Below are 14191 nucleotides of genomic sequence, written 5' to 3' on the forward strand. Positions count from 1 at the left end.
TTAGCCGATGCGCATACCGGGTTGCGCTCCGGGGAAGGGTTCCAGCACGTAGACGCCGGGCTGGGCTTTTTCATCCGCATGGCTGGCGGCCAGCACCATGCCTTCGCTGATGCCAAACTTCATCTTGCGCGGCGCCAGGTTGGCCACCAGCACGGTGAGCTTGCCGATCAGCTGGTCCGGCGTGTAATGGGCGGCAATGCCGCTGAATACATTGCGCATGCGGCCTTCGCCGGCGTCCAGGGTCAGGCGCAGCAGCTTGGTGGAGCCGTCCACCGGCTCGCAGTTCACTATTCTTGCGATGCGTAGATCGACCTTGGCGAAGTCGTCGATGGTGATGGTCGGTGCAATCTCCTCGCCACCCGGTACTACAGTTTCTGTAGCTGCTTGCGCAGGTTCCGCCTGCGCTGGAGGCTCAAACAATGCATCAAGTTGTTTGATGTCCACGCGCTGCATCAAATGCTTGTAGTCGCCAATCGCATGGCCTGCGCCCAGCTGTGTGGCGGCATCGGCAAAGCCGAGTGGAGCCACGTTCAGGAACGATTCCACTTGCGCGGCCAGCGCGGGCAGCACGGGCTTCAGGTAGATGGTCAGTAGGCGGAAGGCTTCGATACAGGTGCTGCACACGTCTTGAAGTCTTGCGTCAGCACCTTCCTGTTTGGCCAGTTCCCAGGGTTTGTTGGCGTCCACATAGGAGTTCACGCGGTCGGTCAGCAGCATGGTTTCACGCAGCGCCTTGGCGTATTCGCGCTGCTCGTACATTGTGGTAATGCTCTCTTTTTGAGAGCTGATGGTACTGATCAAATCTGCGCCGTCGGCCGAAATGGTGCCCAATTTGCCGCCGAAGCGTTTGCTCAGGAAACCGGCCGCACGAGATGCAATATTGACGTACTTGCCAATCAAATCGCTGTTCACGCGGGCCATGAAGTCGTCGGCGTTGAAGTCGATGTCTTCGTTGCGGGCGCTCAGCTTGGCGGCGATGTAGTAGCGCAGCCATTCAGGGTTCATGCCCAGGCCCAGGTACTTCAGCGGGTCCAGGCCGGTGCCGCGACTTTTGCTCATCTTCTCGCCGTTGTTGACGGTAAGGAAGCCGTGCACAAACACCGAGTCCGGCGTCTTGCGGCCGCTGAACTTCAGCATCGCCGGCCAGAACAGGGTGTGGAAGGTGACGATGTCCTTGCCGATGAAGTGGTACTGCTCCAGCGCGCGGTTGGCCATGTAGGCGTCATAGCTCTCGCCGCGCTTGTCCAGCAGGTTCTTCAGGCTGGCCAGGTAGCCCACGGGTGCGTCCAGCCAGACGTAGAAGTACTTGCCGGGCGAGTCCGGGATCTCGATGCCGAAGTAGGGCGCGTCGCGGCTAATGTCCCAGTCGCCCAGGCCTTCGCTGGTGCTGCCGTCGGGGTTGGTGCGCACGGTGAACCATTCCTTCACCTTGTTGGCTACCTCGGGCTGCAGGCGGCCGTCTTGCGTCCACTGTTCCAGAAACGCCACGCAGCGCGGGTCGGACAGCTGGAAGAACAAATGCTCCGAGCTTTTCAGCTCGGGCGTAGCGCCGGACAGGGCCGAGTACGGCTTGATGAGGTCGGTGGGCGCGTAGACCGAGCCGCAGACTTCGCAGTTGTCACCGTACTGGTCTTTGGCATGGCACTTGGGGCATTCGCCCTTGATGAAGCGGTCCGGCAGGAACATGTTCTTTTCGGGGTCGAAGAACTGCTCGATCACCTTGCTGGAGATCAGGCCGTTGGCCTTCAGCTCACGGTAGATCTGCTGCGCCATGGCGTGGTTTTCCGGCGCGTCGGTGCTGTGCCAGTTGTCAAAAGCGATGTGGAAGCCGTCCAGATACGGCTTGCGGCCGGCGGCGATGTCGGCGACGAACTGCTGTGGCGTCTTGCCGGCTTTTTCGGCGGCGATCATGATGGGCGCGCCATGGGTATCGTCGGCACCGACGAAGTTCACTGCATTGCCCTGCATGCGCTGGAACCGCACCCAGATGTCGGCCTGGATGTATTCCATGATGTGGCCGATGTGGAAGTTGCCGTTGGCGTAGGGTAGGGCGGTGGTGACGAAGAGTTGGCGTGGCATGGACAGACTAGCTTTCAGAACAGCCTTTGATTTTAGTCGGGGGCTATCGCTTCGGGTGGGGCCGTTGCCAGCGGGCCGGGGCGGTTCAGCGGAATGCGTGTTTGCGCCGCTCGACCCGGGGTGTTGCGGGGTCGGCCAGGGGATCGGTCCAGCGGAAGAATCGGCATATTTCGGCGCGCTGGCGCTGCGCGTCGGCATAGCCCAGCGCCATCAGCTCGCGGGTGAAGTTGGATTCAAACAGCAGATAGCTGGCCAGGGCCGAGCCTTTGGCGTCTTCCGGCTGAGAGCGCATGCCCAGGCCGCCCAGCATGGTGCGTATAGCGGGGGGCAGGTCGTGCAGATGGCGTGCGGCGATCTGGTCGATGCGCTGCGACGGCGCGATCAGCAGCAACTCCACCGGGCGCAGGGCACTGTTGTGGCGTAGCTCGGCGGGTATCAGCGACAGGGTATGGTTGATGCGCCGTACCCGCTCCACGTCCACCGCCAGGGCGTCCAGGAAGATATTCGCCAGCGCGTGACCGGCGATTTGCGCCAGCGAGGGGTAGCTGTCATTGGGCTTGAGCGAGGCGTCTTCGCGCGGTTCGTGCATGCGGCCCGCGCCGATGACCAGTACGCGCTCGGCCCCCAGGTGGATGGCCGCGCCCACCGGTGCCGACTGGCGCATGGAGCCGTCGCCAAAGTATTCGGTATGGCCGTGGATCTGCAGCGGAGTGGCCGGAAACACAAAGGGAATCGCCGAGGAGGCCAGCAGGTGGTTCAGCCGCAGGCGCCCGCGCACGCCCTGGCGCTGCGAGCGCACCCAAGGCTTCAGGTCGGTGCTGCCCTGGAAGAAGGTCAGATGCTCGCCCGAGCTGTAGCTGGACGCAGTGACGGCCAGTGCCCGCACATGGCCCTGGCGCACCAGGCGCGGCAGGCGCTCCAGCGGCACCAGGTGCTTCAGCAGTTCGTGCAAAGGGCTGTTGTCCAGCAGCGAGCGCGGGTGGACCTTGCGCCACTTGGCCAACATCCAGCCCACCGACAGCAGCGTCAGCCAGCGCGCGCCGCTGCGCATCACGCCAATGGCATCGGTGCGGTAGACCTGGTCGGCTGTGAAGTTCTTCCAGATGCCCACCATCTGGCGCACGATGCTGTCGAAGTTGTCCGCGCCGCAGGCCAGCGCGGCGGCATTGATGGCGCCGGCCGAGGTGCCGGTGATGATGGGAAAGGGATTGCCCTGGTCGCCCGCGCCGCAGGCCAGGCGCAGGTCGGCGATGGCCTCCAGCACGCCCACCTGGTAGGCTGCGCGGGCGCCGCCGCCGGTGAGCAATAAACCCGCAGGTGTGTGGGGGAGTGTGGAGGACATGGCTGCATTGGACGGCGCCACGCAGGCCGCCGTCAATCAGGGTTTATCGGGCTGGCGTGCTTGCTTGGAATGCTATTGAATGTGTAGCGGAACATGCTTATGCCATCTGCGCAGCAGGCTGGTTTCGTTTTATTTTTGTCCGCGGCTGCGTAGTTGTTCCAGGGTTTTTTCCAGCCAGGCCAGCATGCCGGGGTCCTGGCTGGTGGCGATGTTGACGCCCATCCACGGGCTGGGAGTTTGCTGTAGCGAAAACAGTGCGCCTGGACGCAGTAGGTAACCCGCGTCCAGCCCCAAGGCGGCCAGGTGGTTGGTGTCCACCCCGGTATCGAACCAGCCCAGAAAACCGGCCTGCGGCTGGCAAAAAGCCTTTAGTCCCAGGTCTTGCATACGCTTGAACGCAGGCTCGCGCAGGCTGTCCAGAGCTGCGTGCACCCGCTGGCAGTGCTTACGGTAGCTGCCCTCGGTCAGCGCCTTGTAGACAATGCGCTCATTGATCTCGGGGGTGGTCAGCGCGGTCAACAGCTTGTGTGTGGTCAAGGTGTCCACCAGTTCAGCCGGGCCGGCCAGATAGCCCACGCGGATGTTGGGCGCAAGCATTTTTGAAAAGCTGTTCACATACACCACGCGGCGTAACTGGTCCAGGCTGGCCAACCGCGTCACGGCCATGCCCTGGGGCAGAAAGTCGGAATAAATATCATCTTCGATGACCAGGATGTTGTGGGCCTCGGCCAACCGCAGAATCTGGTAGGCCGTGGCGGCACTCAGCAATGTGCCGGTGGGGTTGTGCAGCACGGGGTTGAGGAACATCAACTTTGGTTTGTGCTTTTCTACCAGCGCGGTGAGGGCCTGCACGTCAAGTCCTTGCGGCGTATAGGGGACACCCACCACCTCCACGCCTTGCAGCCACAGCAGCGGATTGCACCAGCCGGGTTCGCCCACCAGCACAGTGTCGCCTGGGCGCAGCATCATGCGAAATACCAGGTCTATGGCCTGGGCTGCGCCGGTGGTGGTGAGTATTTGCGATGGATGGGCTTCGATGTCGCGCTCCGCCAGCGTACGCTGGATTTGCGTACGCAGCGGGGCATAGCCCTGGGCCGAAGCCCCCTGCGCCAACTGCTGGCTGGTGCTGTGGTTGGCCATCGCCCGCAGGCCCATTTTGAGCAGGTCGCCACCGCACATATCGGGCGGCAGGTAGCCCGAGCCTGGCGACAGGTGGGCCGGAATGCCACTGGTCATGTTGCGCACCATCCAACCCATGTTGATGGCCTGCTGCGGTTTGGCGCGGGCAGGAGCCGACCTGGCGCGCGTGCTGGGCGGTGGTGCGGCTTCGCGCACAAAAAAACCCGCCCCGCGCCGTGCCAGCAGGTGCCCACGCGCCACCAGCCGCTCGTAGGCTGCCACCACCGTAAAACGCGACACCCCCCGTTCCTGCGCCAGCTCTCGCACCGAAGGCATGCGCATGCCGGGGCGAAACACGTGCTGCTGGATGCGTTGCTCGGCCCACTGCACCAGTTGGTCTACCAGGGTGGTTTGCGCTCCCAGGGTTGCGCTGTGATCGGTGGAGGACGTGGGCATGGACTGTATTGGTGATTTGAGCAGGCCAGTGGCGGTAGTTATTCGGTGAACTGTACCGGTACTGTATAGGTGCCAAGACTACAGTGAATGCCACTCCACCGCAAGCCGTGGTGGGTGATTCTTCAGGAGACGGCAATGGTCAAAATTGAACACTTCGAACTGCGCACACCCGATGTGGTGGCGCTGCGTTTGGCCGCAGGCATGGTGCTCCGTGTCAGCACCGGTCGTTTGTGGTTGACGCAGGATGGCCGCAGCGAAGACGTGTGGCTGCAAGCCCCCGCCAGTTGGACTGCGCCGCACGCGGTCAACGTGCGGCTGAGTGCCGAGCCGTCGGTGGACTTTCAGATTGCACGGCCAGCGGCGGTGTGGCGTGCTCCGCGCATCCGCATGGCGCGGACGAGGCTGGACATCGCCGGTGCCATCGGCACGGCCTGATCAGGGTTTAGGGGGCTGGCGCATGCGCCTTGCATGCTATTGAATGTGTAGCTGTTGGCGCAGGTTTTATGTGCGCTGGTGGCCTTTTTGTTCAAGAGGCGGGTTTCTTGGCCGGTAGCAGGCGCTGCACCAGCGGGTGTTGCACCTTCTTTTCGGTTCCGATGGCGTAAAACTGTTCTTCTACCCCTTGGCACGCTCCTATGCGCTGTACGCCGTAGCGGGTGGTCAGGTCTTCATGGACCCATTCGGCCGCCGCGAATACGCCCATGCCTTCGGCTCCGAAGGTGGCCAGCAAGGCACTGTCTTCAAATTCCCCGGTGATATGCGGCTTGATGCCCTGGTGCTCGAACCAGTGGTCCAGCCGGGGGCGCACGGCGGCATGCGTGGTGGGCAGCAGTACCGGTACTTTGGCCAGGCTGCGGGGGAAGTCCTGCGTGGCTGCGTCCAGCAGATGCAGCGGCGCGTACCAGGCCATGTCGGACGCGCCCAGCCGGTGGCTGTAGACCTTGAGGTTGGGGTTGGGTGGCGCGGCGCGGTCGGCCAGCACCACGTCCAGCCGGTGCAAGGCCAGGTCGCCCAGCAGGTCCTCGAATTCATCTTCATGGCAGATCAGGTGCAGGCGCGGCTCCTGCATCACCGGCTGCAGCAGGCGCCGGGCGACCAGCTTGGGCAGGCCGTCGGAGATGCCCACGGCCAGTCGCACGGACGGCGCGCTGACGGCATCGCGCACCGTGGCGGGCAACTGCTCGCCTAGTTGGAAGATCAGGTCGGCCTGGCGCAGCGCGGCCACGCCGGCTTCGGTCAGCGCCAGGCCGCGGCCGTCGGGCTTGAGCAGGGTTACGCCCAGCGAACGCTCCAGCTCACGTACCTGGGTACTGATGGTTTGCACCGCCATGCCTAGACGATCGGCCGCGCGCGACATGCCGCCCTCGTGCGCAACGACCCAGAAATAGTGCAGGTGCCGGTAGCTGAAGCTTTGTTCCATATTCAGGTATTTGTGAATGGTTTTTTCTAAATTATCTGCTTTTTAAGAAGTAATGCGCGGCGTATGGTCGAGGCTTGTTTCCTCTTTTGGAGAAAGACCATGGAAAACCTCAACTCAAGCGTTCGCACCCACCCGGGCCGCGGGCTGGTTACCACGGCGGTGGCACAGACCGTGCCCGTCAACCGCGTGCTGCGCAATACCTATGCCTTGCTGGCGATGACACTGCTGTTCAGCGCCGTGATTGCCACGGCCAGCCTGGTGCTGCAGGCGCCGTCGCCCGGTTTGCTGATCAGCCTGGCGGGTAGTTTCGGCCTGCTGTTTGCGGTGTACAAGTTGCAAAATAGCGGCTGGGCCTTGCCGGCGGTGTTCGGCTTCACCGGCTTCATGGGCTACACGCTGGGGCCGGTGTTGGCACGCTCGTTGGCCTTGCCTGGCGGCGGAGAAGTCGTGGCGATGGCACTGGCGGCCACGGGCGTGACCTTCCTGGCACTGTCGGCCTGGGTGGTGACAACGCGGCGCGACTTCAGTTTCCTGGGCGGCTTCCTGTTTGCCGGCATGGTGATTGCGCTGCTGGCCGGCTTGGCGGCCGTGTTCATGGAGGTACCCGCGCTGGGTCTGGCGGTGTCGGCCATGGTGGCTTTGCTGTCGGCGGGCTTCATCCTGATGGATACCAGCCGTATCGTGAACGGCGGTGAAACCAACTATGTGCTGGCTACGGTGGGTCTGTACCTGTCGATCTTCAACCTGTTCAGCAGCCTGTTGAGTTTGTTTGGTATCGGCAGCGACGAATAAGCATTGCAAGCCCCTACAGGGCAGGGGCGCGCTGGTTTGAAATAGACTACGCGCCCCTTAGGAGTTATGCATGCCTCTCTCAGAACAGCAGGTGCTGGATGCCATCAAAACCGTGGTGGACCCCAATACCGGCACCGATTTCGTCTCCACCAAAGCCATCCGCCATCTGACCGTCACTGGCGGTGCGGTGGTGTTCGGCGTGGAGCTGGGTTACCCCGCGAAAAGCCAGGAAGCAGCCTTGCAGGCGGCCCTGGCCGCAGCGGTGCAGGGTCTGGACGGTGTGGGCAGCGTCAACATTACCGTCACCACCAAAGTCGCCGCACATGCGGTGCAGCGCGGTGTGCAGCTGCTGCCGGGCGTGAAGAACATCGTTGCCGTGGCCTCGGGCAAGGGCGGCGTGGGCAAGAGCACCACGGCGGTTAACCTGGCGCTGGCACTGGCCGCCGAGGGCGCCAAGGTCGGCCTGCTGGATGCCGATATTTACGGCCCCAGCCTGCCCATGATGCTGGGCATAGCAGGCAAGCCCGAAAGCGCCGATGGCAAGACCATGGAGCCCATGGAGCATTACGGCGTGCAGGCTATGTCGATCGGCTTTCTGGTGGACCAGGACCAGGCCATGGTCTGGCGCGGCCCCATGGCTACCCAGGCGCTGGAGCAGCTGCTGCGCCAGACCAACTGGAAGGACTTGGATTACCTGGTGGTGGACATGCCCCCTGGCACTGGCGACATCCAGTTGACGCTGAGCCAGCGCGTGCCCATGACCGGTGCGGTCATTGTCACTACGCCACAGGACATTGCGCTGCTGGACGCGCGCAAGGGTATCAAGATGTTTGAAAAAGTGGGCGTGCCCATTTTGGGCATCGTGGAAAACATGGCTGTCCACGTATGCAGCAACTGCGGCCACCAGGAGCATATTTTTGGCGCCGATGGTGGCAAGAAGATGGCGGCCGACAACGGCATAGACTACCTGGGGGCCTTGCCCTTGAACATGCAGATCCGCATACAGGCAGACGGAGGCAAGCCTACGGTGGTTGCTGATCCAGAAGGCGAAATTGCAGCGATTTACAAGCGCATTGCCCGCCAGGTCGCGGTGTCGATTGCCGGCAAGAACAAGGACTTCTCGTCCAAGTTCCCGTCGATTACGATCTCCAAGAACACCTGAGCTTTGCCGCTCATTTTGCCGCCCCCGTTTGGGGGCGGTTTTGTTTCTGGCGCCTGAATAACCCTTCAGATAGGAATGATTCTTGTACCGCCTTATTCGTTCTTTGTGTAACTGATTGTGTAGACTGTTGCGGCCCGCTTCGGGCTTTTTCTGCAATGGAGGACTGAATGGCAGGATTTTTAGACAAGGAACGCATTATTGCGGGCCCCGGTTTCAACCGTTGGTTGGTGCCGCCGGCTGCGTTGGCGATCCATCTATGCATCGGCATGGCCTATGGCTTTTCGGTGTTTTGGCTGCCTTTGTCCAAGGCTTTGGGCATCAAGGAAGCCATCAAGTGCGGCCCCGAAGTGGGTTTTTGGGCTGAGCTGTTTACCACCAACTGTGACTGGAAGATTTCCACCCTGGGCTGGATGTATACCTTGTTCTTCGTGCTGCTGGGTTCGTCGGCCGCGCTGTGGGGTGGCTGGCTGGAGCGCGTAGGTCCGCGCAAGGCGGGCGTGGTGTCGGCCGTTTGCTGGTGTGGCGGCATGCTGCTATCGGCAATTGGGGTGTACCTGCACCAGTTCTGGCTCATGATTGTGGGCTCGGGCGTGATCGGTGGCGTGGGCCTGGGTTTGGGCTACATCTCGCCGGTATCGACCTTGATCAAGTGGTTCCCGGACCGCCGTGGCATGGCCACCGGCATGGCCATCATGGGCTTTGGTGGTGGCGCCATGATCGGCTCGCCACTAGCCGCTGATCTGATGAAGTATTTCGCCACCCCCACGAACGTAGGCGTGGCCCAGACCTTCGTGGTGATGGCCGTGGTCTATTTCGTGTTCATGATGGGCGGTGCCCTGACCTACCGCGTGCCTGAAACCGGCTGGAAACCCGCAGGCTGGACGCCGCCGCCCGCCCAGGTCAACAACGCCATGATCACCCAGCGCCACGTGCACGTGAAGAAGGTCTGGGGCATTCCCCAGTTCTGGCTGGTCTGGATGGTGCTGTGCATGAACGTGAGCGCCGGCATTGGCGTGATCGGTATGGCGTCCCCGATGTTGCAAGAGGTGTTTGGCGGTACCTTGATTGGCGTGAGCCAGAAGTTTGGCGAGCTGGACAAAACCCAGCTGGCGGCAATTGCTGCCGTGGCAGCCGGCTTCACCGCGCTGCTGAGCTTGTTCAACATCGGTGGCCGCTTCTTCTGGGCCAGCCTGTCCGACAAGTTGGGCCGCAAGCTGACCTATGTGGTGTTCTTCGTGCTGGGCGGCGTGATGTATTTCAGCGTACCTGGCAGCGCGGCCGCCGGCAATATCGTGTTGTTCGTGGGTGCCTTCTGCGTCATTCTGAGCATGTACGGCGGTGGCTTTGCCACCGTGCCAGCCTATCTGGCCGACCTGTTCGGTACGCAAATGGTGGGTGCCATCCATGGTCGCCTGCTGACCGCATGGGCGACGGCGGGCATTCTGGGCCCAGTGGTCGTGAACTACATGCGCGAGTACCAACTGGGCTTGGGCATTCCCCGCGAGCAGGTTTACAACCAGACCATGTACATCCTGGTTGGCATGCTGGTTATTGGTTTGATTTGCAATCTGCTGGTCAAGCCGGTGGCCGACAAGCATTTCATGACGCCGGAAGAGCTGGCCCATGAAAAACGCCTGGCGCACGAAAAAGCTGCTGCCTCCGAAGTCGGCTCCAGCGGCGTGGTCAACGACCATGCCGTGAGTCCGGTGCTGGTGGCTTTGGCGTGGGTGGCCGTAGGCGTGCCATTGATCTGGGGTATTTACCGCACCCTGCAAAGCGTAGCCAAGTTCTTCCACTGAAGCTACTTTGCCCAAAGCCTGCCGGTTGCTGTGTTAAACAGCGCCTGGCAGGCTTTTTCACTTTTCAGACGAGACGAGGTTTACGCAATGCAGCCATTCAAAACATTGAAGCAGCGTATCGAATCTGCAGCCAGGGCATTCGCGGCTACGTTGCCCGAGAGATTTGTAGTGGACGCATCGCAGCAGATCGATGTACAGGGCAAGAAGACGCCGGTACTGCGCTGTGGAAACCGGGTTTTGAATCTGGATTTCTCCGTGCCCGACAGCTTTACCCAAAGAACCGGTATGCGGGCCACGATCTTTGTGCGCACGGGGGAAGACTTCATCCGCATCACGACCTCCGTGCGCAAGCAGGACGGCGAGCGTGCTATCGGCACCCCGCTGGACCGCTCCCAACCGGCCTACCGAGCGGCGCTGGTCGGTAAGTCCTATGTGGGCTATGCCACGATTTTTGGCAAGCAGTGCATGACCCGCTACGACCCGGTGCGCGATGCCTCCGGCCAGGTGGTGGGTATTTTGTACGTGGGCCTGGATGTGAGCGATATGGCGCCGGTCCATGTGGCGCCCCGTATGGCGACCACCCTGGCGCTGGCCTATGCAGTGTTGGCCTGCGCCTTTCACGCGGTCACCGGCAAGTTGTTGGACCCGCTCAGCATCGGTTTCACGTTGCTTTCCATGGCCATGCTTTGGGGGTTGACCTATTTCTTGATGCAGCGCCACGTCACCGAGCCCATGAACCAGGGGCGCCAGGCCGCGTTGCGCCTGGCTAGCGGCGACCTGACCAACCAGGTGGACGTGCGTGACCGTGACGATGTGGGCAAGTTGCTGCTAGCCATCAACGGCATCAGCATCGGCCTGACCGGCTTGGTGGGTAATGTGCGCCAGGCGGCGTCCATGGTGGCCAGCGGCACGAGCGAGATCGCCGATGGGAACAACGACCTGGCATCGCGTACCGAAAAGCAGGCCAGCGAGATCAACTCCGCCGCCTCGGCCATCGTCGAACTTACCGCCACGGTGAGCCAAACGGCCGACAAGGCCAACCAGGTGAACGCTCTGGTCGGCTCCGTGGCCCAACTGGCGTTGACCAGTGGCGGTATCGTGGGCCAGGTGGTGGACACCATGGGGCAGATCAAGTCCAGCGCGCACCGCATTAACGACATCATCGGCCTGATCGACGGGATCGCCTTTCAGACCAATATCCTGGCCCTGAACGCGGCCGTAGAGGCGGCCCGTGCGGGCGAGCAGGGGCGTGGCTTCGCGGTGGTGGCCTCGGAAGTGCGCAGCCTGGCGCAGCGGTCCGCCACCGCCGCCAAGGAGATCCGCAACCTGATTGCCGCATCGGTGCAAACCGCCGATACCGGGGGGGAGTTGGTGGAGAAAGCCCAGCGGTCCATGACCGACATCACCGGTTCCATCCAGCAGGTGGTGGGCTATGTCGATGAAATTGCGCTGGCCAGCAACGAGCAGCGCGCGGGCATTGCCGATGTCAACCGCAGCGTGGCCGAGATTGACGAAATGACACAACAAAATGCCGCGCTGGTAGAAGAGTCCGCCGCTGCGGCCATGAAAATGCGCGAGCAAGCCACCGCGTTGGGCGCGGCGGTGAACAGCTTTAAAACCCCTTAGCTACCAGGGTAGGGCGCAAGGCCGTATAAAACGAGACGAAAGAATCTCCCATGAGCGAACAAAAAATTGAGTTTTATACCGGCCCCGCAGGCGGCTGGGGCGCGCTGAAGAGCGTGGGCAAGGCCTTGGTTTACCAGGACGTGGCCCTGAAAGGCGCCAAGACCTTGCTGCATGCTAACCAGCCCGACGGTTTTGACTGCCCGGGCTGTGCCTGGCCGGACCGCAACCACGCATCCACCTTCGAGTTTTGTGAAAACGGCGCCAAGGCCGTGGCGGCCGAGGCCACGGCCCGGCGCGTGACGGCAGACTTCTTCGCGCAGCACACAGTCACCGAGCTCGCCACCCAGAGCGACTTCTATCTGGAAGACCAGGGCCGGCTGACCGAGCCCATGGTTTTTGATCCGGCCGACGACAAATACAAGCCTATCGCCTGGGACGACGCTTTTGCGCTGATCGCCCGGCACCTGAACGCCTTGCCCGACCCGAACCAGGCCATCTTCTATACATCGGGCCGGGCCAGCAACGAAGCTGCCTTTTTGTACCAGCTGTTCGTACGCGAGTACGGTACCAACAACTTCCCCGACTGCTCGAACATGTGCCACGAGCCTAGTGGCAGCGGCATGCGTGAAAGCGTGGGCATAGGCAAGGGCACGGTCACGCTGGACGACTTTGAACAAGCCGATGCCATCTTCATCTTCGGCCAGAACCCCGGCACCAACCATCCGCGCATGCTGGGCGAACTGCGCCACGCCGCCAAGCGCGGTGCGCGCATCGTCAGCCTGAACCCGCTGCGCGAGCGCGGCCTGGAGCGCTTTGCCGACCCGCAGGACAAGCTGCAAATGGCCACCCTGGGCGATACGCCCATCAGCACCCACTACTTCCAGCTGCGCATAGGCGGCGACTTCGCCTTTGTCAAAGGCATGATGAAGCATCTGGTGGAGCTGCAGGACGCGGGCCAGGATGTGCTGGACCATGCCTTTATCGCCGAGCACACCATTGGTTTCGAGGCCCTGCTGGCCGACCTGCGCACCGAGTCCTGGGCGCTGCTGGAGTCCGAATGCGGCCTGGGCGCAGAGCACATCCGCGCGGCGGCCGAGGTGTATCGCCAGGCCAAGAGCGTGATCGCCTGCTGGGGCATGGGCATCACCCAGCACCAGAACTCGGTGGCCACCATCCAGATGATCACCAATCTGCTGCTCATGCGCGGCAACATCGGCCGCCCTGGCGCGGGCCTGTGCCCGGTGCGCGGCCACAGCAATGTGCAGGGCGATCGCACCATGGGCATATGGGAAAAGCCGCCCGTGGCCTTGCTGGACAACCTGCAAAAAGTCTTTGGCTTTACGCCGCCGCGCGAACATGGCTTTGATACGGTCGAATCCATCCAGGCCATGCTGGACGGCAAGGGCAAGGTGTTTTTTGCGCTTGGCGGCAATTTCGCCACGGCCACGCCCGACACCGTGCAGACCTGGAAGGCGCTGCGCAAGTGTGACTTGACGGTGCATGTCACCACCAAGCTGAACCGCAGCCACATCGTGCATGGCAAGGCCGCGCTGATCCTGCCCTGCCTGGGCCGTACCGAGATCGACATGCAGGCCGGCGGCGCGCAGGGTGTGACGGTGGAAGACTCGATGAGCATGGTGCATATCTCCATGGGCATCAACCCGCCCGCGTCTGCACATTTGCTGTCCGAGCCGGCCATCGTGGCCCGGCTGGCCGCCACGACTCTGGCTGGGCGTAGCAAGACACCCTGGCTATGGCTGCTGGAAGATTACAGCCGTATTCGCGACAAGATCGAGGCTGTGTTCCCCGACTTCAAGGACTTCAACCAGCGCATCCAGGTGCCCGGGGGCTTCCGGCTGCGCAATACGGCCAGCGAGCGGGTCTGGAACACCGCCTCCAGGAAGGCCGTGTTCAAAACCCATGCCGTGCCCACCGGCACGCCGCTGCAACGCGCCCGCGAGCGCAAGGGCGACGCCATCGTGTTCGCGCTGATGACCACCCGTTCGCACGACCAGTACAACACCACCATCTACGGCGCGGACGACCGCTACCGTGGCGTTTACGGCCAACGCCGCGTGGTGTTTGCCAATGCAGATGACATCCGCGCGCTGGGTATGAAAGACGGTGACTGGATCGACTTCCATACGGTGTGGGACGATGGCCAGGAACGCCGGGCCGATGGCTTCAAGCTGGTGGCCTACAACATCCCACGCGGCTGCGTGGCGGCCTACTATCCCGAGACAAATCCGCTGGTGCCGCTATCTTCTGTGGCGGCGAATGCCGGTACGCCCACCTCCAAGTGCATTCCGGTGCTGATGCTGCCGCACCAGAAACCGGCTGCGCCTGCGGCTCAAAAGCTGGGCCAGCCCGCCATACCTCACGCGGCTGCGGTCTGA

At 62.4% G+C, this 14191-nt stretch carries 10 protein-coding genes; 6 read left to right on the top strand and 4 right to left on the bottom strand.

The features are described from left to right. The 3 genes from metG to AC07O2_RS18890 all read right to left on the bottom strand — a co-directional run bounded on the left by metG (window position 1) and on the right by AC07O2_RS18890 (window position 4996). On the bottom strand, window positions 1-2079 hold the full coding sequence (gene metG / locus AC07O2_RS18880; protein ID WP_495077283.1) for a methionine--tRNA ligase: 2079 nt from the start codon (window positions 2077-2079) through the stop codon (window positions 1-3). 85 nt (window positions 2080-2164) lie between these two features. Then, entirely contained in the window at window positions 2165-3421 is a 1257-nt protein-coding gene (locus AC07O2_RS18885) for a patatin-like phospholipase family protein (protein ID WP_495077284.1), read from the bottom strand. A 129-nt stretch (window positions 3422-3550) separates the two neighbouring features. Next, on the bottom strand, window positions 3551-4996 hold the full coding sequence (locus AC07O2_RS18890; RefSeq protein WP_495077285.1) for an aminotransferase-like domain-containing protein: 1446 nt from the start codon (window positions 4994-4996) through the stop codon (window positions 3551-3553). A 135-nt stretch (window positions 4997-5131) separates the two neighbouring features. Here AC07O2_RS18890 and AC07O2_RS18895 point away from each other — a divergent pair, with 135 nt between their 5' ends. After that, window positions 5132-5431 (top strand): DUF2917 domain-containing protein, encoded by a 300-nt coding sequence (locus tag AC07O2_RS18895; protein WP_495077286.1) that lies wholly within the window; start codon window positions 5132-5134, stop codon window positions 5429-5431. 91 nt (window positions 5432-5522) lie between these two features. Here the strand turns inward: AC07O2_RS18895 and AC07O2_RS18900 are convergent, their stop codons facing one another. Next, complete coding sequence (locus AC07O2_RS18900) at window positions 5523-6416, bottom strand: LysR family transcriptional regulator (RefSeq protein WP_495077287.1); 894 nt, start codon at window positions 6414-6416, stop codon at window positions 5523-5525. 99 nt (window positions 6417-6515) lie between these two features. On the opposite strand from AC07O2_RS18900, the gene AC07O2_RS18905 reads away from it, so the two are divergent. From AC07O2_RS18905 to AC07O2_RS18925, 5 genes are all read left to right on the top strand, one after another. Beyond that, entirely contained in the window at window positions 6516-7208 is a 693-nt protein-coding gene (locus AC07O2_RS18905) for a Bax inhibitor-1/YccA family protein (protein WP_495077288.1), read from the top strand. 70 nt (window positions 7209-7278) lie between these two features. Then, the gene (gene apbC / locus AC07O2_RS18910) at window positions 7279-8370 is read left to right on the top strand and encodes an iron-sulfur cluster carrier protein ApbC (RefSeq protein ID WP_495077289.1); all 1092 of its coding nucleotides are present in this window, start codon (window positions 7279-7281) and stop codon (window positions 8368-8370) included. 167 nt (window positions 8371-8537) lie between these two features. Next, on the top strand, window positions 8538-10169 hold the full coding sequence (locus tag AC07O2_RS18915; RefSeq protein WP_495077290.1) for an OFA family MFS transporter: 1632 nt from the start codon (window positions 8538-8540) through the stop codon (window positions 10167-10169). Window positions 10170-10256: 87 nt separating this feature from the next. After that, complete coding sequence (locus tag AC07O2_RS18920) at window positions 10257-11795, top strand: methyl-accepting chemotaxis protein (RefSeq protein ID WP_495077291.1); 1539 nt, start codon at window positions 10257-10259, stop codon at window positions 11793-11795. Window positions 11796-11845: 50 nt separating this feature from the next. Next, window positions 11846-14191 carry an FdhF/YdeP family oxidoreductase gene (locus AC07O2_RS18925; RefSeq protein WP_495077292.1) on the top strand — a complete coding sequence of 782 codons (2346 nt, stop codon included), beginning with the start codon at window positions 11846-11848 and terminating at the stop codon, window positions 14189-14191.

The organism is Rhodoferax sp. GW821-FHT10B06, from assembly GCF_059415605.1.